The organism is Micromonospora sp. FIMYZ51, assembly GCF_038246755.1.
GTDB lineage: Bacteria > Actinomycetota > Actinomycetes > Mycobacteriales > Micromonosporaceae > Micromonospora.
Map to the genome: position 1 here is coordinate 1606221 of NZ_CP134706.1, position 24399 is coordinate 1630619.

15 protein-coding genes are annotated in these 24399 nt (G+C 70.5%); 11 read left to right on the forward strand and 4 right to left on the reverse strand.

Annotated features, from left to right (window positions below; translation table 11 throughout):
* Positions 1-426: 426 nt before the first annotated feature.
* The 8 genes from QQG74_RS07565 to ispG all read left to right on the forward strand — a co-directional run bounded on the left by QQG74_RS07565 (position 427) and on the right by ispG (position 14348).
* Positions 427-8193, forward strand: a complete 7767-nt coding sequence (locus QQG74_RS07565) for a ricin-type beta-trefoil lectin domain protein (protein ID WP_341719572.1) — start codon at positions 427-429, stop codon at positions 8191-8193.
* A 90-nt stretch (positions 8194-8283) separates the two neighbouring features.
* Positions 8284-8712, forward strand: a complete 429-nt coding sequence (locus QQG74_RS07570) for a hypothetical protein (protein WP_341719573.1) — start codon at positions 8284-8286, stop codon at positions 8710-8712.
* Positions 8713-8714: 2 nt separating this feature from the next.
* Entirely contained in the window at positions 8715-8924 is a 210-nt protein-coding gene (locus QQG74_RS07575; protein WP_341719574.1) for a hypothetical protein, read from the forward strand.
* Between the two features lie 29 nt (positions 8925-8953).
* Positions 8954-9532 carry a GNAT family N-acetyltransferase gene (locus QQG74_RS07580; protein ID WP_341719575.1) on the forward strand — a complete coding sequence of 193 codons (579 nt, stop codon included), beginning with the start codon at positions 8954-8956 and terminating at the stop codon, positions 9530-9532.
* A gap of 80 nt (positions 9533-9612) precedes the next feature.
* Positions 9613-10578, forward strand: a complete 966-nt coding sequence (locus QQG74_RS07585; protein WP_341719576.1) for a hypothetical protein — start codon at positions 9613-9615, stop codon at positions 10576-10578.
* 126 nt (positions 10579-10704) lie between these two features.
* Entirely contained in the window at positions 10705-11916 is a 1212-nt protein-coding gene (dxr, locus tag QQG74_RS07590; protein WP_341719577.1) for a 1-deoxy-D-xylulose-5-phosphate reductoisomerase, read from the forward strand.
* Positions 11916-13166, forward strand: a complete 1251-nt coding sequence (locus tag QQG74_RS07595; protein WP_341719578.1) for a site-2 protease family protein — start codon at positions 11916-11918, stop codon at positions 13164-13166. The genes dxr and QQG74_RS07595 overlap by 1 nt, the downstream gene beginning before the upstream one ends.
* Positions 13167-13175: 9 nt before the next feature.
* Positions 13176-14348, forward strand: coding sequence for a flavodoxin-dependent (E)-4-hydroxy-3-methylbut-2-enyl-diphosphate synthase (gene ispG, locus QQG74_RS07600; RefSeq protein ID WP_341719579.1), 1173 nt, complete (start codon positions 13176-13178; stop codon positions 14346-14348).
* A 61-nt stretch (positions 14349-14409) separates the two neighbouring features.
* Here the strand turns inward: ispG and QQG74_RS07605 are convergent, their stop codons facing one another.
* Positions 14410-14988 (reverse strand): PadR family transcriptional regulator, encoded by a 579-nt coding sequence (locus tag QQG74_RS07605; RefSeq protein WP_341719580.1) that lies wholly within the window; start codon positions 14986-14988, stop codon positions 14410-14412.
* Between the two features lie 182 nt (positions 14989-15170).
* Here QQG74_RS07605 and QQG74_RS07610 point away from each other — a divergent pair, with 182 nt between their 5' ends.
* Positions 15171-16010, forward strand: coding sequence for a GNAT family N-acetyltransferase (locus tag QQG74_RS07610; protein WP_341719581.1), 840 nt, complete (start codon positions 15171-15173; stop codon positions 16008-16010).
* Positions 16011-16218: 208 nt separating this feature from the next.
* Positions 16219-20136 (forward strand): ABC transporter ATP-binding protein, encoded by a 3918-nt coding sequence (locus tag QQG74_RS07615; protein WP_341719582.1) that lies wholly within the window; start codon positions 16219-16221, stop codon positions 20134-20136.
* Positions 20137-20153: 17 nt separating this feature from the next.
* Here QQG74_RS07615 and QQG74_RS07620 read toward each other — a convergent pair whose 3' ends face one another.
* From QQG74_RS07620 to QQG74_RS07630, 3 genes are all read right to left on the reverse strand, one after another.
* Positions 20154-21221: an NADH:flavin oxidoreductase/NADH oxidase gene (locus QQG74_RS07620; protein WP_341719583.1), complete on the reverse strand. Its 1068-nt coding sequence runs from the start codon at positions 21219-21221 to the stop codon at positions 20154-20156.
* A 114-nt stretch (positions 21222-21335) separates the two neighbouring features.
* Positions 21336-22079: a DUF998 domain-containing protein gene (locus tag QQG74_RS07625; protein ID WP_341719584.1), complete on the reverse strand. Its 744-nt coding sequence runs from the start codon at positions 22077-22079 to the stop codon at positions 21336-21338.
* On the reverse strand, positions 22072-23037 hold the full coding sequence (locus tag QQG74_RS07630; RefSeq protein ID WP_341719585.1) for a glutathione S-transferase C-terminal domain-containing protein: 966 nt from the start codon (positions 23035-23037) through the stop codon (positions 22072-22074). Before QQG74_RS07630 ends, QQG74_RS07625 begins: the two co-directional genes overlap by 8 nt.
* Positions 23038-23149: 112 nt before the next feature.
* Here QQG74_RS07630 and pcaF point away from each other — a divergent pair, with 112 nt between their 5' ends.
* Positions 23150-24352: a 3-oxoadipyl-CoA thiolase gene (pcaF, locus tag QQG74_RS07635; protein WP_341719586.1), complete on the forward strand. Its 1203-nt coding sequence runs from the start codon at positions 23150-23152 to the stop codon at positions 24350-24352.
* Positions 24353-24399 lie beyond the last annotated feature (47 nt).

The window sequence follows — 24399 nt, forward strand, 5'->3', positions numbered from 1 at the left end:
GGGCGGACAGGGATAGGCGCGGAAACAGCCCCTCCGGCGGGCCGCGGGGCAGAAACGCGGGCACACGATCGCATGCCGACAGGGCGCCCCGTCCATCCCGTCAATGTGATGAATTCGTGACCTTCACTCGGCGAACAACGCGCAGAATGCCGAGATTGCAGCTCATGTATGACGATTTGTCGATGTAACTTGTCCGGCCGTGGCCTGAACGCGCGTTTTGGTGATCTTCGTGTTGATCGATGATCCACTGTGGCGAAAGTTGAGTGACGAGGATCACTTGAACTTTGTTGAGATCACTTTCGGTGACCTTGAGTTGTGGTCGGCGCTGCCGGACAGTGCTCACGCACGTGCCGAACCGGCGCGTGCTACTCGCGGTTTTCCGCACCTTCCTCTTTCGTCTTCGCGCCTGGGTGGGAGTCGACGCGCATGCGTGGTACCGGTTTGCTGGCCCGGCGGTGGGTGCGCCCCACCCGTACGGCGTTCGTTCTGACGCTGTCCACGGTCATGGCGGTGACGAGCCTGCCCGCCGCCGCGTTCGCGATCCCCGCGCCCGGCATGAGCCGGGTGGACATCGACCTGCCGGATATCCCGGAGGTCGACCAGGTCGACCCGAACGAGCAGGCGGTCACGGACCTGCTCACCGACGAGCCGGAGCCGGTCGAGCCCTACGAGCCGGCGGCCGTCGACGCATGGCAGCAGGGCACCGGGAGCGTGGACCTGACCGGGCTGGCGCCCGGCGAGGCCCTCCCGGTCGACGACCTGCCGGTCGCCCTCGGCGTGCCGGAGGGCGGCGACGCGGCGGCCCTCGCCGGCACCTGGACCGTCGACCTGGCCGCCCCCGAGGCGTCCCAGGACGCCGGTGTGTCCGGGTTGATCATGAAGGTCACCCCGCCGGCCACCGCCGACCCGGCCGCCGAGGTCGCGCTGAACGTGGACTACACGGACTTCGCCGACCTGTACGGCCCGCAGGCCGCCGACCGGTTCGGCGTCATGCTCCTGCCGGACTGTGTCTTCGACGACCCGGACGGCGGAGACTGCGCCGTCATCGAAGACGACCCGGAGCCCCAGACGCTCGGCGCTCAGGCGGTGCCGAGTGAGGTGGAGTTGGTCCCGGTCACCGGTGCCGGTGCCCGCTCCGCCCGCGTCGCCGGAGTGGACGAGGACGCCCCGGCCCGCCGGGTGGTCACCAGCACCGTGCCGGTCGGCCCGCTGTTCGGCGTCGAGCCCGGCACCGCCGGTCGGTCCGGGGTGGACGCCCAGGCGACCAGCGCGGGCGGCAACGTGGTCGGCGTGCTGGACACCGGCGCGTCGGCGTCCGGCGACTTCACCGCCACTCCGCTGCTCTTCTCGGGCTCCTGGGCGGCGGGCTCCTCGTCCGGCGCGTTCACCTACTCGTACCAGGTGCAGGTGCCCGAGACCGCCGGTGGCCTGATGCCGAAGGTGGCGCTGGGCTACTCGTCGCAGTCGGTGGACGGGCGCACCTCGGCCACGAACAACCAGGCCTCCTGGATCGGCGACGGCTGGGACTACGCGGCCGGCGCGATCACCCGCACCTACGCCAACTGCCGCCAGGACTCCAAGAAGGCGGGTTCGAACAACAAGGAGCACCGCACCGCAGATCTGTGCTGGGGCTCCGAGAACGCCACCCTCTCGCTCGGCGGAATGACCACCGAGCTGGTCCGCGACGACATCACCGGCACCTGGACCACCGCCAACGGTGACGGGTCAAAGGTCGAGCTGCGCAAGGACGCGACGCTCGCCAACGGTGACAAGGACGGCGAGTACTGGGTCGTCACCACGAAGGACGGCACCCGGTACCACTTCGGCCGGCACCGCCTGCCCGGCTGGTCCAGCGGCGACCCGGTCACCAACTCGGTCCTCACGGTGCCGGTGTACGGCAACCACGACGGCGAGGACTGCTACAAGGCGAACAACTGGGCCGGCTCGGTCTGCACCCAGGCGTGGCGGTGGTCGCTCGACTACGTCGAGGACATCCACGGCAACGCGATGAGCCTGTGGTGGGCCAAGGAGAAGAACCGCTACGCCCAGAACTTCAACTTCCAGAAGTCGGTCGAGTACGACCGCGGCGGCTACCTGCTCCGCATCGACTACGGACAGCGCAGCAACAACATCTACTCCACCCCGCCGCTGGCCCAGGTGACGTTCGACGTCAAGGAACGCTGCTTCGCGGAGGGCTCGCTCACCTGCTCCGAGTCGAACTTCAACAGCAAGATCCCGGACGACTACCGGATCTGGTACGACACCCCGGCGGACCTCGGGTGCATCGCGGGCCGCAAGTGCTGGAACGCCGGGCCCTCCTTCTTCACCCGCAAGCGGCTGGAGACCATCACCACGTACGCGCAGCGGCGCAGCGGCTCCACCGCGCTCCAGAAGGTCGACGAGTACCAGCTCGAACAGTCCTTCCCGGTGCTGCGGACCGGTCCCAACACCGCGCTCTGGCTGGAGTCCATCAGCCGGACCGGTTACGGCGTCGGTGGCGACGCGGCCAAGCTCAACGCGGTGCGGTTCGAGCACAACGCCGAGGACATGCCCAACCGGGTCAAGAACGACAACCGGCCCGGCTTCTCCCGGCTGCGCATCGCCCGGGTCGTCAACGAGTACGGCGGCGAGACCGTCGTCACCTACAAGAAGCCCGAGGGTGAGTGCAAGACGGGTAGCGGCCTGCCCACCACGACCGCCGGGCTGAAGGGGAACCAACGGCTCTGTTACCCCAGCTACTGGCACCCGGACGCGACAAACGACGACACGATCGACTGGTTCCACAAGTACGTCGTCGAGTCGGTCGAGGAACTGCCGGCCATCGACGGTGCCATCTCCACGGTGACCAAGTACGCGTACGCCGGTGCCGGCTGGAAGCTCGCCGAGCAGGAGTTCACCAAGAAGTCCCGGCGTACCTACTCGCAGTTCGCCGGCTTCGCCAAGGTCACCGTCCTCACCGGGCCGGAAGAGCCGGAGCTGGGCAGCCAGCGGACCAAGTCCGTCACCCGCTACTTCCAGGGCCTGGACGACTCCGCATCGGTGCGGGACGCCGCCGGCACCGAGATCGCCAAGGACCGGGAGGCGTTCGCCGGCCGCGTCGCCGAGGAACTCAGCTACGCCAGCGCCAGCGACGCCGACAGCAAGTGGCTCACCCGTAACGTCACCTATCCGGCGGTCAAGGAACTTGCCTCAAGGGCCCGTGACGACGGCCTCAGCCCGCTGAAGGCGTGGCGGGTAACCGACACGCGGTCGAAGGCGTGGGCGCGGACCTCGGCCAGCGACGCCGACGCTCGCGTGGTCGAGACGAGGACCACGTACGACGAGGACCACGGCCTGCCGACGAGGATCGAATCGCTCGGCGACGTGGACAAGAACGGCGACGAGTCCTGCACCGACGTCGAGTACCTCCACCGCACCGACAAGAACATCATCGGCCTGACCAAGCAGATCCTGACCAGTCCGACGACCTGCCTGGCCGCCAACTTCACCAATCTGAGCACGCTCTCCTCCGCCGGTCGGGTCGCCTACGACGGCGCCGCGTACGGCACGGCTCTGGCCTCGACCACCCGCGGCCTGGCCACCCAGACCTGGTCGCTGAAGGCGGACGGCTCCGGCTACCAGAGCGACGGCACCACCAGCTTCGACGCCATCGGTCGGGTGCTGAACCGTACCGACCCCGACGGCAAGGTCTCCCGGATCACCTACACGCCCGCCACCGGGCAGGCGTACTCGGTGACGGAGGAGAACTCGCTGCAACACAAGCAGACCCGGGAACTGGACCCCGGCCGCGCGGTCACCCTGAAGACCACCGATCCGAACAACCGGGTCAGCCATGCCGAGTACGACGCGCTCGGCCGTCTGGTCAAGGCGTGGGCCGCCGGCCGCACCCCATCGCCCACGGCCGTGCCGGACTTCCGCGCTGAGTACGCCCTGCCGGCAGTGGTCGACGATCCGGAGAACCCCGGCGAGAAGATCCGCAAGCCGCCGTACATCACCACCTTCACCCGTGGGCACGAGGGGCGTATCCAGACCTCGGTCACCATCTACGACGGGTTGGGCCGGGAGCGGCAGACCCAGGTGGAGGCCACCAACGGCGGTCGCCTGATCACCGACACGCTCTACAACTCCGCCGGTGAGATCTGGCAGACCAACAACGCCTACCTCGCCAACGGTTCGCCGATCGGCCGGCTCTTCGTGCCGTACGAGGATCCGGAGAACCCGGGCAACGTCCCGAACGCCACGCTCTACACCTACGACGGCCTCGGCCGGGTGGTCAAGGAACTGCCCGTGCTCAACGGTGCCGAACGGCCGGAGCGGGCCACCCGCTACGAGTACGGCTTCGAGCACTCGACGGTGATCAACCCGCAGGGCGCGGCCTCGTACCGCATCTGGACCGACGCCCTGGGCCGCACCACGAAGGTCGACACCTTCACCGACGCCGCCCGGACCCAGTTCACCACCATGCACTACGAGTACGACTCGCGTGGCCAACTGGTGCAGGCCAACCACTCGGCGAACCCGGTCCCGTGGACCTGGGCGTACGACCAGCGTGGCCGGCTGACCCGGAGCACCGACCCGGACACCGGCGCCACCACCATGACGTACGACCACCGTGACCGGCCGTTGACCACCACCAACGCCCGTGGCGTGACGGTGTGGAACGGGTACGACGAACTGTCCCGCCCGACCCAGCAGCGGCTCGGCGGCAGCGGCGGCACCCTGCTGGCCGAGTACACCTACGACACGGTGCCCGGCGGCAAGGGCCTGCCGGCCACGTCGACCCGGTACACCGACGGCCTGCCGTACACCCAGTCGGTCGGCGGCTACACCCAGGACTACCAGCCCACCTCGACCACGCTGACGCTGCCGGAGTCGATCGCCACCACGTGGGGGCTGAACCGGGAGTACCGCTACGACTACACCTACACCGACACCGGCCTGCCCGAGTCGACCACGCTGCCGGCGGTCGGTTCGCTGCCCAGCGAGAAGCTGCTGGTCCGCTACAGCTCCGACGGCCTGCCACTCTCGGTTTCCGGCAAGGACTGGTACGGCTCCGAGACGGTCTACTCGCCGTACGGCCAGGTGCTGCGCTCCACCCTGGGCGCGCACCCGTACCGGGTGTGGACCATGGCCGACTACGACGACGCCAGCGGCGAACTCAAGCGCCAGCAGGTGTTCCGCGAGGTCAAGGATTCTCACCTCGTCTCCAACCGCTCCTACTCGTACGACAACGCCGGCAACGTCACCGCGATCCGGGAGCACGCCAGCGCCATCGCGGAGCGGCAGTGCTTCACCTACGACCCGCTGGGCCAGCTCCGCAATGCCTGGACGGCAACGAGTCAGACGTCCTGCGACGCCGGTCCGGGCACCGCGGCCTCGCCCAACGCGATTGCCGGCCCCGACGGCACCGGCTACTGGCAGGAGTACGAGTACGACCTGCTCGGCAACCGCACCAAGCTGGTCGAGCGCGACCTGACCGGCCGGACCTCCACCGGCCCGATCGAGACCACCTACGGCTACGGCTACGGCATGGAGGGCGGCGGGGCGCAGCCGCGCATCCTGGACGCCGTCACCAAGACCTACACCACCCCGCAGGGCGCGGCGATCGTCGCCGAGGCGAAGCGACTGTACGAGCTGACCGGCGAGGCCAAGTCGGTCACCTCGACCAGCAACGGTGACCAGCAGGAACTCTCCTGGACCTACGACGGCCAGGTCGAGCGGATCACCGGAGCCGGCAGCAAGGGCCGCACCGCGTACGTGGGTCTGGCCAGCAAGTGTCTGGACCTGAGTTCCAGCCTGGCGGAGCCGAACCGGCCGATCCAGCTCTACACCTGCAACGCCACGATCGCGCAGAAGTGGGCGTTCGTCCCGACGCCGGGCCAGAACAACGGCAACCTCGGCACCCTGTCGATCTTCGACTCCTGGTGTGCCCAGCCGGCCGCAAACACCGCCGGGTCGGCGCTGCGCCTCCAGCGTTGCGACAACTCGCCCGCTCAGCAGGTGGAGCGGCTCTCGACGGGGCAGTTGAAGCACGCCGCCTCCGGGCTCTGTCTGGCCGTGCAGAACGGCGCCATCGCCAACTCCACGCCGATCGTGCTCGCCGCCTGCGCCGGTGGTGTACCGGCCCAGGTGTGGGAGGCGGAGGACGAGACCCGGCACATCTACGGGCCGGGTGGTACGCGGCTGCTGAAGGTGCAGGGCCAGCAGGCCACGCTCGACCTCGGCGAGGCCCAGGTCTCGGTGCAGCGCGGCGGGATGCTGCTCAACACGCAGCGCACCTACGCCGCGCCGGGTGGTGCGGTGATGCGGTACGCGTACGGCAGCGGCACCTCGTCAAACCTGGTCGCCCTCGCCGGTGACCACCAGGGCAGCCCGTACGCGGAGGTGGCACTCTCCGGCGAGATGCTCATGCGGATCCGCAAGCAGGACCCGTTCGGCAACCAGCGGATCGCCAACTCGCCCGCCAACCTTCAGACCAACCTCGGTTTCCTGGGTGCGGTACGCGACGACGCCTCGGGCTTCGTGCCGCTGGGTGCCCGGCTGTACGACCCGGAGGTGGGTCGGTTCCTCTCCGCGGACCCGGTCCTGGATCTCACGGACCCGGTGCAGAACAACGGCTACACGTACGCGCACAACAACCCGGTGACGCACTCGGACCCGACCGGTCTGTCGGTGTCGCTGACCCCGTCCGAGATGGCGGCGGCGCTGGCCGGTGCCGGTCTGTCGGCGGCGATGGTCGCCCAGGCGCAGGCCAACATGAACCGCTCCCTGGTGTCGGTGATCCTCGAATCGGCGTGGTACGTGCTGAAGGAGTTCATCGGGATCAACGATGCGATCAACTGCTTCGGCGGTGACATGTGGGCGTGCGGCAGCCTGATCATCGGTGCGATCCCGTGGGGCAAGATCGCCAAGATCCCGTCGGTGATCAAGGCGGTCAACCGGACCATCAGCGCGATCCAGGCGTGGCATGCCGCGAAGCGTGCCGCCGAGGCGGTGCTGGCGGCGGCGCGGGCGGCCGAGGCTGCGGCACTCAACGCCAAGAAGTTGGCGATCGAGCGGGCGAAGAAGGCTGCTCAGGCGGCCAAGAAGAAAGCCGCCGACAAGGCCAATACGACGAGCAATCGCGCGGCGAACACGTCGAAGAAGACGGGTAACCCGGAGCAGAAGCAGGCCCAGGCGAAGTCCAACCCGAAGGCGTCGACCGCCGCATCCAGCGGCGCCGGCGGCAAGGGCGGCGGCGGTGGCAAGGGCGGCGGCGGGGGTGACGCGAAGCCGGGCGGCAAGTCGGGTGCTTCGGAACGTAGCAGCGGCGGCACCAGTGGTGGCTCCTGCAAAACCTCGGGCAACAGCTTCGTCCCGGGTACCCGGGTGCTGATGGCCGACGGATCGACCAAGCCGATCGAGGATGTCGAGCCGGGTGACGAGGTGGTGGTCACCGATCCGGAGACCGGTCGTACCGAGGTAGACACGGTTACCGCGACGGTCACCGGTGACGGCGTCAAGCAGCTGGTGAAGGTCACCATCGACACAGACGGTGCGGATGGTTCCGAGACTGCCGAGGTCATCGCGACCGACGGTCACCCGTTCTGGGTGCCTGAGCTGGGCGAGTGGGTCGACGCTACCGACCTCGAGGCCGGGCAGTGGCTGCGGACCAGCGCTGGCACGTACGTCCAGATCAGCGCTGTCGACCGCTGGAGCGTCCCCCGCGCCACCGTCCACAACCTCACCGTCGCCAACACCCACACGTACTACATTGTCGCGGATGACTCATCGCTTCTCGTCCACAATTGCGGGGCGAGGGTCGTCGATATGCAGGGTAACGAAATTTCGAATCCGGACCCGCTCGCGGCGCGCCTCCTGGAACACACCAACCAGGCGCTCAGTGAATGGGATGCGGGAGTTATTGGCTTCTCCGCGAGAGACCACCTGAGGATCACCCGCCGTCCGAGTAGGGCCAACACCATCAAGGGCAACATCCTTGATGCGCGGGTGAAGGAGCTCGCGGCAAATGATCCAAAACTTGGCGACCTCTTCTCTACGCCGAGCGGTATGCCCGGACCCGACTGGGTGAACACCGGTAAGCAGGTGGCGGGGGTCGGTTGGTACGATCTGACAACCCAACGCATGTGGGGCCAACATGTCTTCGATTACAGTCCGAATTACGGGCCGGGAGTGGGTATTCTCTGGAACTAGTGGTCGATAGTCTGTCGTCCTGAAGGTTCCCTCATGGTCGCCCAACTGGTGACCATGAGGGAACTTGCATAGTTTTGGGAGGCTTCGTCGGTGAGCGTGATTGTCAAGTTTTTCGTGGCGATGCAGGAAGATGCGCAAGCGGCACTTGAGCGGGGGCCAATGGGCTCGCTTCCTGTGGTTGAATTTGGAAACTTTGATGCCGAGGAAGCGCTTCTGGATTGGGAGTCCCGTCTTACTGGGTATTCCTTTGAAGAGCTTATTGCTAGGGGTCATCCGGAAGTTGTGGGGGAGAATGATAGCGGTTCGCTGGTCCTGCGCCTTTCTGAAGATCTCGTTATGTCGCTTTCTGTAATGGATCGTCTGCAAGTTCGTGAGCTATCGGATTGGTGGGCCGAAGAAAAAGTTTCGAATGGAACGGCTATCGATCCAGCGGTTGCTGAGGAGATAGTCCGCCAATTGGTGATGCTTGTGCAGCTGAATTCAAAAGACGACGCTTCCGTCTACTGCTGGATAAGCTGACGGTGAAAGCCCTCGACAGGGCAGACGAAACTGTTTGGACGTTTCCGGACACCGGGGTTCCCTGGTCGATGAGTAGCCGTTTCGAACAATTTTCTTCGAGTCTTGAAGATTTCTTTCTTGAGGGCGTGGCTGGGCGTTCGTATCTGACTCTGAATGGGGCATTTGAAGGCGATCAGTGGTGGCGGCTGCTCAACCGGATCGGTCGGATCTGAAGGACGTCGCTTTGTTACGATCGCGGGTCATGGCGATCGTGATCACTGAGCGGCTGCTGGTGCGGGATTGGACCGATGGGCCGGGCGATCTGGCTCGGCTGTTCGAGATCTACTCTCGGCCGGAGATCGCCCGGTGGCTCGGCGCGCGGTCGGGGTTGCCGTTGACGGATCCGGCGCAGGCGGCCGAGCGGTTGGCCAGGTGGCATCGGCGGCACGCGGCGTACGGCGATCGGTACGGCATCTGGGCGATCGAGGTGCGCGAGACCGGCGTCGTGGTGGGCTCGGTGATGGTGAAACCGTTGCCGGGGCGCGACGAGCAGGTGCTCACCGAGGACATCGAGGTGGGCTGGCACCTGCATCCCGAAGTCTGGGGCAACGGGTACGCCACCGAAGCCGCTCGCGCCGTGCTGGAACGGGAGTTCGCCACCGGGACGCCGCTGATCCATGCCGTGGTGGATCCGGGGAACACCGCGTCGATGGCGGTGGCCCGCCGGCTCGGCATGACGCCCATCGGCCGCCGCAGCGACTGGTACGGCGGTGAGGAACTGGAAACCTTCGTCCTGGCCCGCCCGTCCCCCGTTGATCATGAGGTTGGCGGCAGTAGTTGATCTTCAAACTGCCGCCAACCTCATGATCAACGCGGGAGGGTGGGGGTGGGGTGGGGTTGGGGGTGGGGGTGGGGTGGGGGATGAGTCGGGAGGGGCTGGAGCGGTATCAGGTTTGGTGGTATCTCAGTGCGGTCGTGTTGGGTTTGGTCGTGGGGGCGGTCTGGCCGTGGGGCGGGCATGCCGGTGAGGCGCTGGTCTGGCCGGTGCTCGCGATGCTGCTGTACGCCACGTTCACCCAGGTGCCGTTGACCTCGATCCCGGCCGCGTTCCGGGACGGGCGCTTCCTCGCCGTCGCGCTGATCGGCAACTTCGTGCTCGTCCCCGGCGTCGTGTGGGGCCTGCTCCAGCTCACTCCCGCCGATGACGCGCTGCGGCTGGGCCTGCTGCTGGTGCTGCTGGTGCCGTGCACCGACTGGTTCATCACCTTCGCCCAACTGGGCCGGGGCGACGCGACTCGGGCGACCGCGTTGACTCCGATCAGCCTGCTGCTGCAACTGGCGCTGCTGCCCGCGTACCTCTGGTTGATGTCCGGCACCGACTTCGCTGTCGTTTTCGCGCCCGGTGATGTCTGGCCGGCGCTCCTGGTGTTGCTCCTGCCGCTGGGCCTGGCCGCGCTCAGCGAGGTGTGGTTCGCCCGGCGGCCCGAGCGGGACCGGATCCGCCAGCGGCTGGGCTGGTGGCCGGTGCCCCTGCTCTCCGTGGTGATCTTCCTGGTCGCCGCCGCGCACGTCGGGCCGGCCCGCGACGCGCTCGACGTGCTGCCCGTCGTCATCGCGGTCGCCGCCGCCTTCCTCGCCAGCAGCCTCGCCCTGGCCAGGCTGCTTGCCACTGCCGGGAGGCTGCCCACCGTGCAGGGCCGTACGCTTGCCTTCTCGCTGGGTACCCGGAACTCGTTCATCGTGCTGCCGTTCGCGCTCTCGCTGCCCGCCGGGTGGGAGATCGCTGCCGTGGTCGTCGTGATGCAGTCCCTGGTCGAACTCTTCGGCATGATCTTCTATCTGTGGTTCGTCCCCCGACACCTCTTTCCGCAGCCCGAGTCGGGTTGAGATGGGTCCCGCCCAGCAACGGCTGAGTCGATCTCGGGCCGTGTTAATAAGGGGCCCTTCCTCTACCCGAGGCGTTAATAAGGTGCCCTTCCTTCTCGCCCGCAGGGCGTGCGGAAGAATGGCGGGGTGACCTCCCCCCGCGATCTTGTGCTGTTGGGCTGTACCGGCTCGGTCGGTACCCAGGCCATCGACATCGTGCGGCGCAACCCGGACCGGTTCCGGGTGGTGGCGCTCGGTGCCGGTGGCGGAAACGTGGAACTGCTCGCCGCCCAGGCGTTGGAGCTTGGCGTCGAGGCGGTCGGGGTGGCGAAGGCCTCCGCCGCGCAGGACCTTCAGCTCGCCTTCTACGCCGAGGCGAGCCGCCGGGGCTGGGCCTCGGGCGAGTTCAAGCTGCCCAAGATCGTGGCCGGGCCGGACGCGATGAGCGAGCTGGCGCAGTGGCCGTGTGACGTCGTACTCAACGGGGTGGTCGGGTCGCTCGGGCTGGCGCCGACCCTCGCCGCGCTGCGGGCCGGGCGTACCCTCGCGCTTGCCAACAAGGAGTCGCTGGTGGCCGGCGGCTCGCTGGTCAAGGCCGCGGTGACCCGGCCCGGGCAGATCGTGCCGGTCGACTCGGAGCACTCGGCGCTCGCGCAGTGCCTGCGCGGCGGTACCCGAGGCGAGGTACGCCGGCTGATCGTCACCGCCAGCGGCGGCCCGTTCCGGGGCAAGCGGCGCGACGAGCTGACCTCCGTCACGCCCGAGCAGGCCCTCGCTCACCCGACCTGGAACATGGGGCCGGTCGTCACGATCAACTCGGCGACGATGGTCAACAAGGCGCTGGAGGTGATCGAGGCGCACGAGTTGTTCGACGTGCCGTACGCCGACATCACCGTGATGGTGCACCCGCAGTCGGTGATCCACTCGATGGTCGAGTTCGTGGACGGGTCCACCCTGGCCCAGGCCAGCCCGCCGGACATGCGGCTGCCGATCGCCCTGGGGCTGGGCTGGCCGGACCGGGTCGCCGACGCCGCGTCCGCCGTCTCCTGGACGAGCGCCCACACCTGGGAGTTCGCGCCGCTTGACGACGAGGCGTTTCCGGCGGTGGCGCTGGCCAAGGCGGCCGGCGAGACGGGCCGCTGCCGGCCGGCCATCTACAACGCGGCAAACGAGGAGTGCGTGGCCGCCTTCGTCGCCGGCCGGCTGCCGTTTCTCGGCATCGTCGACACGCTACAGCGCGTACTGGACGAGGCCCCCGATTTCGGTGAACCGGGTACCGTCGAGGACGTACTCGAAGCCGAGTCGTGGGCCCGCGCGCACGCGCAGGCGATCATCGCTGCTGCGGTGGAAGGAGCTTGATGTCGTTCGCGTTCGGGGTGACGCTGTTCGCCCTCGGCATCCTCATCTCGGTGAGCCTGCACGAGGCAGGCCACATGCTCACCGCCAAGTTCTTCGGCATGAAGGTCACCCGCTACTTCGTCGGCTTCGGCCCCACCCTCTGGTCGTTCAAGCGGGGCGAGACCGAGTACGGCATCAAGGGCATCCCGCTCGGCGGCTTCTGCAAGATCGTCGGGATGACGCCACAGGACGACGACGTCGAGCCCGGCGACGAGAAGCGGGCCATGTGGCGCTACCCGGTGTGGAAGCGCACCATCGTGATGTCCGCCGGATCGGTCACCCACTTCGGGCTGGCGATCTTCGCGACCTGGCTGGCCGCGATGACCTTCGGCCTGCCCAACCCGGACTTCCCCCGCAACGAGGAGCAGATCCGCGCCGAGCCGGCGGTGATCGCCATCCAGGACTGCGTCCTGCCGGACACCACCTGGCGGGAGTGCGCCGCCGGGGACGCGCCCAGCCCGGCCGCGGCGGGCCAGTTGCGCGACGGTGACCGGATCACCTCGATCAACGGGACCCCGATCAACAACTACGGCGAGCTGCTCACCACCCTGCGGGCCACCACCCCGGGCAGCACCGCCACCATCGGCTACGAGCGCGACGGCCAGCCGGGCCGCACCGAGACGGTGCTCGCCACCACCAAGCGCCCGCCGATAAACGACCCGAGCGGCCCGGTCACCGAGGTCTCCGCGCTCGGCGTCGGGCTGGTCGTCTCCACCCCGGGCCTGGTCTCCCACGGCCCGGTGGCGGCGGTCGGTGCGACAAGCACCTTCCTCGGCGACATGGCGGTGGCCACCGCGCAGGCGATGCAGCGCCTGCCGGAGAAGGTACCGGCGCTCTGGCGCGCCATCACCGGCGGCGAGCGGGACATCGACACCCCGATCAGCGTGGTCGGCGCCAGCGTCCTCGGCGGCGAGGCGGTCGCCAACGACGCCTGGGAGATGTTCGTGATGCTGTTCATCTCGCTGAACTTCTTCATCGGGGTGTTCAACCTGCTGCCGCTGCTGCCACTGGACGGTGGGCACATCGCCATCGCCTGGTTCGAACGGGCCCGCTCCTGGGTGTACGCGCGGCTGCGCCGTCCCGACCCGGGCCGGGTCGACTACTTCAAGCTGATGCCCTTCACGTACGTGGTGATTCTGATCGGTGGCATGTTCACCCTGCTCACGATCACTGCGGACGTCGTCAACCCGATCACCCTCTTCCCAAGGTGAGTGCCTGAAGTGACTGCTGTCAGCCTCGGTATGCCCGCTGTGCCGCCGCCACCGCTCGCCCCGCGCCGGGCCAGCCGCCAGATCATGGTCGGTTCGGTGCCGGTCGGTGGTGGAGCGCCGGTGTCGGTGCAGTCGATGACCACCACGTTGACCGCCGACGTCAACGCCACCTTGCAGCAGATCGCGGAGCTGACGGCCTCCGGCTGCCAGATCGTGCGGGTGGCGGTGCCCAGCCAGGACGACGTGGAGGCGCTGCCGGCGATCGCCCGCAAGTCGCAGATCCCGGTGATCGCCGACATCCACTTCCAGCCGAAGTACGTCTTCGCGGCGATCGAAGCCGGCTGCGCGGCGGTGCGGGTGAACCCGGGCAACATCCGGCAGTTCGACGACAAGGTCAAGGAGATCGCGGCGGCGGCGTCGGCCGCCGGTACGCCGATCCGGATCGGGGTCAACGCGGGTTCGCTGGACAAGCGGCTGCTGGCCAAGTACGGCAAGGCCACCGCGGAGGCGCTTGTCGAGTCGGCGTTGTGGGAGTGCTCGCTCTTCGAGGAGCACGGCTTCCGGGACATCAAGATCTCGGTGAAGCACAACGACCCGGTGGTGATGATCCGGGCCTACCGGCAACTCGCCGAGCAGTGCGACTACCCGCTGCACCTGGGCGTCACCGAGGCCGGTCCGGCGTTCCAGGGCACCATCAAGTCGGCGGTCGCCTTCGGGGCGCTGCTGGCCGAGGGGATCGGTGACACCATCCGGGTGTCGCTCTCCGCGCCGCCGGTCGAGGAGATCAAGGTCGGCGCCCAGATCCTGGAGTCGCTGGGGTTGCGGGAGCGGGGTCTGGAGATCGTGTCCTGCCCGTCCTGTGGGCGGGCGCAGGTGGACGTCTACAAGCTGGCCGAGGAGGTCACCGCCGGCCTGGAGGGGCTGCCGGTGCCGCTGCGGGTCGCGGTGATGGGCTGTGTGGTGAACGGTCCCGGCGAGGCCCGCGAGGCGGATCTCGGCGTCGCCTCCGGCAACGGCAAGGGGCAGATCTTCGTCAAGGGTCAGGTCATCAAGACCGTGCCCGAGGGGCAGATCGTGGAGACCCTGATCGAGGAGGCGCTGCGCCTCGCCGACGAGATGGGCGCCGAACTGCCCGAGGAGTTGCGCGGCCTGCTGCCCGGCGCCACGGTCAGCGTGCACTGACCCCTGGAACCAGCACGAGGGCGGCCACCGCACCGGGTGGCCGCCCTCGGCGCGTACCGGGTCACTCGGATTCGGCGAGGATCGCGTACAGCTTGCGGCGCGTCTCGTCGAGCACCTGGGCGGCGCGTTCCCGCTGGTCGTCGGTGCCGGTCAGCATCACCTGCCGCAGCGCGTTCATCGCCTGGGCGCCAGCGTGCCGGATGTCGTGCCAGCTGTTGATCGTGTCCTCGGCGACCTCCGCCCACGGTGGCGCCTGTGCCGCCTGGTCGGCCTCGGCGCGGCCCTGCTCGGTGAGGGTGAACCGCTTCCGGCCACCGCCGGATTCCTCGGTGGCCGCGATGACGCCCTCGTCCTCCAGCAGTTGCAGGGTGGGGTAGATCGAGCCGGGGCTGGGTCGCCAGGAGCCCCCGGTGCGGGAGTCGATCTCCTGGATCATCTCGTAGCCGTGCATCGGCCGCTCGGTGAGCAGCGCCAGCACGGCGTTGCGCACGTTCGGACGGCGTCCCCGGCCGCGCCCGCGCCGGCCGTGACCATGCCCGGACGCGCCGGGCGGGAACGGGGGACCGGGCGGGAACGGCGGGAAGCCGAAGCCGCGTAGCCGGCCTTCGTGGGGAAGGTGTCCCCGTCGATGGAATTTCATTCCGTCTCCTCCGTAGGACTATCACTGATGCATCAACGATATATCGGCAATACAACGGCGACAAGGTGCTGAAGGGTCGGCTGGGGCGTTAGGGCCAGCTCGTCCCCCTCCGGGCGACCGGCGTGTCGGAGCGCGGTCACCGTCCGCCACCACGTTCCGGACCGATCTGGCAGGCTGTAACCGTGCTGACGGCGCCGGTGCGGCAACTGGGGGAATCGGAACGGCGCGCGGTCGAGCGGCTGCTCGACCTCGACCCGTACGCGAGCGCGCAGGTCGCGGAGCGGATCGCCGCGCGCGGCCTGGCCTGGTGGCGGGCCGAGGGCCGGGTGCTCGGATACGGCTCGCGCCGCCAACTCGAAGCGGTCTGCTGGCTGGGCGGCAACCTGACGCCGGTGCTGGCCGGTCCGCAGGCGGTGGCCGCCTTCGCCGATCTGCTCGCCGGTGAGGAACGGCTCTGCTCCTCGATCGTCGGCCGGGCCGATGCGGTGCTGGAGCTCTGGGACCGCCTCGCCGACACCTGGGGACCGGCCCGCGACGTACGCCCGAACCAGCCGCTGCTGGTCACCGACGCGCTGCCCGACGTCGCCGTCGACCCGCAGGTGCGCCGGGTCCGCACCGGCGAACTCGACAGGCTCTTTCCGGCCGCGGTGGCGATGTACACCGAGGAGGTGGGCGTCTCGCCGCTGGCCGAGGACGGCGGGCGCGGGTACCGGCGCCGGGTCACCGACATGATCCGCTCCGGCCGGGCGTACGCCCGGTTCGTCGACGGCCGGGTGGTGTTCAAGGCCGAGCTGGCGGTCGTCACCCGGCGCACCGCCCAGGTGCAGGGGGTCTGGGTGGCGCCCGAGTGGCGGGGCCGAGGCATCGCCACCGGAGCCATGGCGGCGGTGGTCCGGGACGCACTGACCCGGGTCGCCCCGACCGTCAGCCTCTACGTCAACGACTTCAACCGGCCCGCCCGGCGGGTCTACGAGCGCTGCGGCTTCCGCCCGGTGGGCACCCTGGCCACCGTCCTCTTCTGACCTCTTCTGACGCCGCACGGCCCGGTGGCCGTGACCGATCCGCCCGGGGAGCCGATCCGCCCGGGCCGGGTGGGCCGATCTGCCGGACCGACCCGGCGGTCTGCCGGTCGGTCCGCCGGGTCGGTCTGCCGGTGGCGAAAATCCGTTGAGCCGTCGGGTGGGGCCGAGCAGGCTGGAACCTCCGCCACGAAACCGGAGGAACCGACCCATGCGCCTACTCCGTGATCTGTGGGTCACCTCCCCGCGCCGGATGACCCTGGTGACCGTCCTGGTTGTGGTCGGTGGCATCGGTCAGGCGGCCACCGCCGCGCTGGCCGGGCCGGTGCTGGTGCACCGTTCCGTCGGGTTCTTCGTGCTGCTCTCGGTGGCCCTCGTCGCCGCCGTCGTCAGTGACCTGGTGATCAGCCTGGTGATGGCGGGGGTGACCGCCGACTGGTCGGCTGACCTGCGTCGCCGGCTGTGCCGGGTGGCCATGGGGCAACCGGTCCCCGCCCTGGAGACCACGCCGGTCGGGGAGATGCTCGACCGGATCGACGGCGACGTCTACGACGTGGCCTCGGGGTTGCGCGGTCCCGGCGTACGACTGGCCCAGGCGCTGGCCGTCGGCGTGGTGTCCACGCTTGTCGCGATCACCGTCTGGTGGCCGGCGGGGGTCGGCCTGCTGCTGCTCACCGTCCTGCTCGTGATCACCTTGCGGCGGCCCGCCGGGCGGATCGCGCCGGCCCGGATGCACGAGGAGGCGGCCTGGTCCGACCTGGCGGCGGTGATGGAGGAGGCCATCCACGGCCAGGACGACGTACGCACCAGCCTGGCCCGCCCGTACGTGCTACGCCTGTACGCGGCGCGGGCCGCCGAGGTGCTCCGCCGTGGCCTGGTCGTCTGGCGGATGTCGGCGCAGGTGAACACCATCGCGGCCAGCGTGACCCGGGCCGGCGTGGCGCTTGTGGTGCTCGGCGGGGTATGGGCGTTGACCACCGGCCGGGTGGACGCCGCCCGGCTGACCGCGATCTGGCTGCTCGCGCTCTCCCTGGGCATGACCGTCGAACACGTCAGCCGGATGGTGCCGGAGGTGCAGTACGCACTCGGCGCGTGGGGCCGGGTGCAACTGCTCGCCAAATCCCCGCAGGAGCCCACCGGCGGTGCCCTGCCGACCGACGGGGACCTGGTCATCCGCGACCTGACCTACCACTACCCGGCGACCGGCCCGGACGCCGACCGGGGGCCCGCGCTGCGCGGGGTCGACCTCACCTTCGTCCGGGGCCGCTCGTACGCCCTGGTCGGGCGGACCGGCTCCGGCAAGTCGACCCTGGCCAAGGTGCTCACCCGAGCCGTCGACGTGCCGGCTGGCACGGTGCTGCTCGGCGGGCGTGACGTGCTCGACCTGGATGTGGAGCAGTTGCGCAGGTGGATCGCCGTGGTGCCGCAGCGGACCGAGATCCTTGCCGGCACGCTCGCCGAGAACGTGGCGCTCTTCGATCCCGAGCTGCTCGACGCCGCCGCCCGGGCCCTGCACGAGCTGGGCCTGGCCGACTGGATCGCCGAACTTCCGGCCGGCCTGGACACCCGCCTCGGCGAGGGTGGGCACGTGCTCTCGGCCGGGCAGGAGCAGCTCGTCGCCTTCGCCCGCATCCTGGTCCGGGACCCGCACGTGGTGATCCTCGACGAGGCCACCGCCCGGCTCGACCCGGTGACCGAGGTACGGGTGCAGCAGGCCACCGAGCGGCTGCTGGGTGGCCGGATCGGCATCGTCATCGCACACCGGCTCTCCTCGGTGAGCCGGTGCGACGAGGTGGTGGTGCTGGCCGACGGCGCGGTGGTCGAGGCGGCTCCGCTGGCCGAGTCGCGTCGCTTCGCCGAACTCCTCGCCGCCGGTCAGGCCGGTGGGTACGGCGACGACGCCGAGCTGCTCGCGGCTGGTCGGGCCGGTGGGTACGGCGACGACGCCGAGCTGCTCGCGGCTGGTCAGGCCGGTGGGTACGGCGACGACGCCGAGCTGCTCGCGGCTGGTCGGGCCGGTGGGTACGGCGGCGACGCCGAGCTGCTCGCGGCTGGTCGGGCCGGTGGGTACGGCGGCGACGCCGAGCTGCTCGCGGCTGGTCGGGCCGGCGCGTACGACGGCGACACCGGGATCGAGCTGGCGGAGACCGGCCGGGCGCACGCCGAGCCGGCACTGGTCGGCGCCAACCCGGCGGTGAGCGTCGCGGCCGATGCCGGCCCGTCCGGCAACACGACCGGCGTGGGCCTGCCGGCCGGTGGGGCGGTCGTTCCGACCGGTGGGGCGGGTGTGGAGGGCGCGCTCGCCCCTGCCGGTGACCCGGCGCCGATGGTCGGGCCCGAGCCGGTCGAGCCGGCGGAGGGGCGGGAGGTCAGCAGCCGGGAGCGGAGCGGCCCGACCGCTGCGGCTGTGCCGGCCGCTGCGGCTGCCCCGGACCACGACCGGCGGCCGGCGTCGCGGGCGCGGACCCTGCGGGAGATCTGCCGGCTCTGCCTCAACAACCCCCGCTATGGCCTGGCCTCGGTGGTGATGTTCGCCGTGCTGGTCATCCTCGGCCTGGACGGGCCGCTGCTGGCCTGGCTCTGGGCGGACGTGGTGGACGGTACGGACGACCTGTGGCTGCCCGCCCTGGGCATCGCCGCCGGACTGGTCCTCGCCATCCCGGCGTACTACTGGACCCATCTGTGGTATCCGGGCTGGTGGGTACGGCAGATGCTGCGGATCAGCCTGCGGCTGGTACACGGCCAGACCGGTCCACGTCGGGTCAGCCGGCACACCCCGGCGGAGGTGGTGGCCCAGGGCGGCGACACCGAGCGGGTGGTGAATCTCGCCGACAACGTGGTGGACCAGGGGGTCGGCCTGATCATGCTGGTCAGCATGACCCTGGTCACCGGCAGCCTGGTGCCGGGGCTGTTCTTCCTCGGCACGATGGTGCTCTCCGGGTTGGCGGCGACGGCGTTCGGGCCCCGGTTGGAGACGGCCGCGCGGGACACCGTGGCGGCGCGGGCGGCCTTCGCCACCGCCCTGGTCTCCAGCCTGTCGGCGGCCCGGACGGTGAAGCTCGCCGGCGCCACCCGGCCGGTGCTGGCCCATCTCGCCGCGCTCGACGTGGTACGCAGCGAGCGGCAGCGCCGGGAGATCGCCGTGCAGGTGTGGGCCCGCTCCACCCCGTCGCTGACCAGCGGCCTGCTGCCGATCGCGGTATGGGGTCTGTTCCTGACCGGCGGACTCTCCGCCGGGGCGGCACTGGTCGCGGTCTCCACCCTGGGTGCGGCACGCTGGTTCGCCTGGACCACCGCATCGCTCATCTCGCAGGTCCCGTCGGCCCGGGTGTGGACCCGGCGGACGGCGGAGATGACCGGGATCGAGGCGTACTCGGCGGCGGTGCCGGGGGTGGACCTGGCGGCCGGGACGGCGCCCGCGCCGCCGGTGGCCCCGCGTACCCCGCTGCACCGGTTGGAGCTGGCCGGATTCGGGGTGCGGCACACCGACGGCACCGTCGCCGTACGCGACGTCGACCTGACCGTCGACCGTGGCCAGTTGGTGCTGGTCGTCGGGCCGGTCGGCGCCGGCAAGTCCTCGCTGCTGCGGGCGCTGGCCGGGATCGCCCCGCACACCGGCCGGCTGACCTGGAACGGTACGCCGGTCACCGAACCGGAGCTGTTCCTGCGCCCGAACCAGGTCGGCTACGTGGGGCAACTGCCCCGGGTGCTCTCCGGGACGGTGGCCGACAACATCACCCTCGGCCATCCGGTGGACGCCGGGCACGCCGTGACCACCGCCCAGCTGGAGCACGACCTGGCCACCACCGGCAGTGGGCTGGGGCTGCTCATCGGGCACAAGGGCACCCGGCTCTCCGGCGGGCAGCTACAGCGGCTGGCGCTGGCTCGGGCGTTGGCGCCGCGTACCGAACTGCTGGTCGCCGACGACGTCTCCTCCGCGCTTGACGTCACCACCGAACTGGCGCTCTGGCAGGCGCTGCGCGAGCGCGGCGTGACGGTGGTCGGCTCGACCTCCAAGCGGGCCGCGTTGGTGCGGGCCGACCACGTCGTGGTGCTCATCGGCGGCGCGGTGGCGGCCCAGGGGCCGTGGCGGGAGTTGGCGCAGCGCTGGGGACACCTGGCCGGCTGAGCGGGCGGCCAGGTACCTCAGGCCGCCCGCAGGTACTGGTCGGGCCAGCTGGCGTCGGCGCCGAGCTTCGCCGCGGCCTGCCGTGGCCAGTACGGGTTGCGCAGCAGTTCCCGGCCGAGCAGCACCAGGTCGGCCTCGCCCTCGGCGATGATCGCCTCGGCCTGCTCCGGCTCGACGATCAGCCCGACCGCGCCGGTGGCGACCCGCGCCTCGCGGCGTACCCGGGCGGCCAGCGGCACCTGGTAGCCACGACCCACCGGGACGCTGGCGTTCGGGCTCGCCCCGCCCGAGGAGCAGTCGACCAGGTCCACCCCGGCGGTGGCGAGTTCGGTGGCGAGCGCGACGCTGTCGTCGACCGTCCAGCCGCCCGCCACCCAGTCGGTGGCGGAGATCCGGGCCAGTACCGGCACGTCGGCACCGACGGCGGCGCGTACCGCGCGGGCGACCTCCAGGGTGAGTCGCATCCGTCCGGCCCGGTCCCCGCCCCAGCCGTCCGTACGGTGGTTGGTCAGCGGTGACAGGAACTCGTGCAGCAGGTAACCGTGCGCGGCGTGCACCTCCACGGCGGCGAACCCGGCGTCCAGCGCCCGGCTGGCCGCCGCGCCGAACGCCTCGACGACGGCGGCGATCCCCGCCTCGTCCAGGGCGGTCGGCACCCGGTACTCCGGCACGAACGGCTCGTCGGTGGGGCCGACCGGCACCCAGCCGCCCTCGGTATCGGGCACGCCGCCCCGGCGCGGGTCCCACGGCCGGTACGTCGAGGCCTTGAAGCCGGCGTGCGCGAGCTGCACGGTCGGCACCGCGCCGTGCGCGGCCAGGAACCGGGTCACCGGCCGCCAGGCGTCGACGTGTCGGCCGGACCACAGTCCGGTGTCCTGCGGGCTGATCCGGCCCTCCGGCAGTACGGCGGTGGCCTCGGTCATCACCAGCCCGGCGCCGCCGACGGCGCGGGTGCCGAGGTGCACCAGGTGCCAGTCGGTGGGCAGGCCGTCGGGACCGGCACTGTACTGGCACATCGGCGCCAGGGCGATCCGGTTGGGCAGGGTCACCGTGCGCAGCGCCAGCGGCGTGAACAACGAACTCATTGCCACATCCTCTCCCGAGCAGCACGCCAGATACGACGTCCGTAATGAGTGATATCGATGACAGTCCTTACGGATCGGCCGGGTCGCCGGCTGCGGGCGCCGACGACCACCGGATCAGTCGCCGCGTCGTCGGCGGCGGGCCAGGGCGGCGGCGGTGACCAGACCCCAGCCGGCCGCCACCGCCAGTAGCAGCCGCTCCAGCACGCCGACAAGCGAGCCTCGGCCGACGAACAGCATGGTGAGCCCGACCGCGCCCGCCAGCGGCAGGGCCACCACCGTCGCGGTCGCGGCGATCCGGCGCAGGGCGCGTCCGGCCGCAGGTGCCAGGGCGATCGCGATCATGGCGAAGACCACGGCGGCCGTCGCGGCGACGCTCGCCGCACCGTGCACCAGATCCGCCACGGTGGCCTGCTCGAACGGCGGCAGCGGGCAGCCGGCACTGCACGTGACCGCTCCGGACAGGCCGGTGGCGAGAGCACCCGCGACGAGCAACGCCGCCGCGACCCGCAACCCCCGGTCACCGCGCCACCCGCCGCTGCCGCGCCACGCCGCACTGCCGCACCATCCCGCACCGCCGTGCCGGAATGCCACGCCGCACCATCCCGCACTGCCGCGCCGGCCGCCGTCGGGGTGCAGCGCGGCGGAGAGCAGCAGCAATGCCAGGGCCAGGGCGAAGACCCCGATCCGGTACGTCCAGGCGTATCCGCTGTCGGCGACACCGGCCTCGCTGACGTACCCGGTCAGGCCCGGCCCCGGACCGGCGACCACGGCGAGCGTCACCAGGCTCGCGCCGACGAGCACACCCAACGCCGCGCCCGCGGCGGCGACCCGCGACCCGACGGCGCTGCGGTCAGCCACGCCCGTGTGGGGTTGTCCAGCCGTCCAGGTCCGGGCCGAGCGGCACGATGCCGGTCGGGTTGATCTCGCCGTGGGTGGCGTAGTAGTGCCGCTTGATGTGGTCGAAGTCGACCGTCTCGCCGAAACCGGGGGTCTGGAACAGGTCCCGCGCGTACGCCCAGAGCACCGGCATCTCGGTGAGCTTGCTCCGGTTGCACTTGAAGTGGCCGTGGTACGCCACGTCGAAGCGGACAAGTGTGGTGAAGAGCCGCACGTCCGCCTCGGTGATGGTGTCGCCCATCAGGTAACGCCGCTCGGTCAGCCGCTGCGACAGGGCGTCCAGCCGGGCGAAGAGCGCCAGGTACGCCTCGTCGTACGCCCGCTGCGAGGTGGCGAACCCGCACCGGTAGACGCCGTTGTTGACGTCGCGATGGATCTCGGCCATCAGCGCGTCCAGCTCCGGACGCAGCTCGACCGGGTAGAGATCCGGTGCGCCCGGGGCGTGCAGCCGCCGCCACTCGGTGGACAGGTCCAGGGTCAGCTGCGGATAGTCGTTCGTCACCACCCGCCCGGTGACCGTGTCCACCAGGGCGGGCACGGTGACCCGGCCGACGTAGTCGGCATCGGTGGCCAGGTACGCCGCGGAGAGAAAGCCGATGCCCAGCACCGGGTCGAAGCCGTCCGCATCGAGGGTGAACCGCCAGCCGCGCTCGTCGCGGATCGGGTCGACGGTGCCCAACGAGATGGCGTCGGACAACCCGAGCAGGTTGCGGACGATAAGCGCCCGGTGCGCCCACGGGCAGGCCCGACACCAGATCAGCCGGTAGCGTCCCGACTCCAGCGGCCAGCGGTCCTGCTCGTCCGGCCCACCGCCGGGTGGCGAGGTGGAGTGCGGGGTGACCCGCCCGGTGAACCGGTTGGATTGCCGGACGAAGGCTCCGCCGTCGTTTGTCTCCGCACTGAACTGGGCTCGTGCCATGCCGACAACCTATCTCCGATCTTGCGGCGATATCCTGGCTGCTGGCCGTCCCTGTCGACCTGGTGGGTGACGCGCCGTCGCCCCTGACCTGCCCACCCCCGAAGGACTCGCGATGACCGTGGCATACCTGGTGGCCGGTGTCCGCACCCCGATCGGCCGGTATGCCGGCGCGCTTGCCGGCGTACGCCCCGACGACCTGGCCGCGCACGTGATCCGCGAGTTGGTCGCCCGCCATCCGGCCGTGGACTGGTCGCGGACCGACGACGTGATTCTCGGCTGCGCCAACCAGGCCGGCGAGGACAACCGCAACGTGGCCCGGATGGCGGCGCTGCTCGGCGGGCTGCCCGAGGAGGTCTCGGGCAGCACGGTCAACCGGCTCTGCGGCTCCGGCCTCGACGCGTTGGCCACCGCCGCGCGGGCGATCGTCGCCGGTGCGGCGGATCTGATCGTCGCGGGCGGCGTGGAGAGCATGAGCCGTGCGCCGTTCGTCCTGCCGAAGGCGACAAGCGCGTTTTCCCGGGCCGCCGAGATGTACGACACCACGATCGGTTGGCGGCTGGTCAACCCGCTGATGGAGCGGGGCTGGGGCATCGACTCGATGCCGGAGACGGCGGAGAACGTCGCCGCGGAGTACGGCGTCGACCGGGTCGCCCAGGACGAGTTCGCGTACCGCTCGCAGCTGCGGGCCGCCAAGGCCCAGGCCGACGGCCGGCTGGCCGAGGAGATCGTGCCGGTGACCGTGCCGGCGGGCCGGCGCGAGACGAGGTTGGTCGAGGTCGACGAACACCCGCGGCAGACCTCCCTGGAGAAGCTCGCCGCGCTGCCGACGCCGTTCCGGGACGGTGGCACGGTGACCGCCGGCAACTCCTCCGGCGTCAACGACGGCGCGGTGGCGCTGCTTGTCGCCTCGGAGGCGGCGGTCGCGGCGTACGGGCTCAACCCGCTGGCCCGGGTCAGCGGGGCGGCCAGCGCCGGCGTACCGCCCCGGATCATGGGCATCGGCCCGGTACCGGCGACCCGGCGGCTGCTCGACCGGCAGGGGCTGGCGCTTACCGACCTCGACGTGATCGAGCTGAACGAGGCGTTCGCCGCCCAGTCCATCGCGGTGCTGCGGGAGCTGGGCCTGCCCGCCGACGCCGAGCACGTCAACCCGAACGGCGGTGCCATCGCCCTGGGACATCCGCTCGGGGCCAGCGGTGCCCGGCTCGCGCTCACCGCCGCCCTGGAACTGCGTCGCCGGGGTGGCCGGCGGGCGCTGGCGACCATGTGTGTCGGGGTCGGGCAGGGCATCTCGCTGCTGCTGGAAGCCGCCTGACCGGCCGGGCCGTCCGGACGAGCGGCCCGCTGTCCCCTGGATCTCCC

Coding starts and splice junctions, on each gene's coding strand:
- QQG74_RS07615 (WP_341719582.1), top strand. CDS start 16,219: ATGCGCCTACTCCGTGATCTGTGGGTCACCTCCCCGCGCCGGATGACC.
- QQG74_RS07620 (WP_341719583.1), bottom strand. CDS start 21,221: ATGAGTTCGTTGTTCACGCCGCTGGCGCTGCGCACGGTGACCCTGCCC.
- QQG74_RS07605 (WP_341719580.1), bottom strand. CDS start 14,988: ATGAAATTCCATCGACGGGGACACCTTCCCCACGAAGGCCGGCTACGC.
- QQG74_RS07585 (WP_341719576.1), top strand. CDS start 9,613: ATGAGTCGGGAGGGGCTGGAGCGGTATCAGGTTTGGTGGTATCTCAGT.
- pcaF (WP_341719586.1), top strand. CDS start 23,150: ATGACCGTGGCATACCTGGTGGCCGGTGTCCGCACCCCGATCGGCCGG.
- QQG74_RS07595 (WP_341719578.1), top strand. CDS start 11,916: ATGTCGTTCGCGTTCGGGGTGACGCTGTTCGCCCTCGGCATCCTCATC.
- QQG74_RS07580 (WP_341719575.1), top strand. CDS start 8,954: ATGGCGATCGTGATCACTGAGCGGCTGCTGGTGCGGGATTGGACCGAT.
- QQG74_RS07565 (WP_341719572.1), top strand. CDS start 427: ATGCGTGGTACCGGTTTGCTGGCCCGGCGGTGGGTGCGCCCCACCCGT.
- QQG74_RS07630 (WP_341719585.1), bottom strand. CDS start 23,037: ATGGCACGAGCCCAGTTCAGTGCGGAGACAAACGACGGCGGAGCCTTC.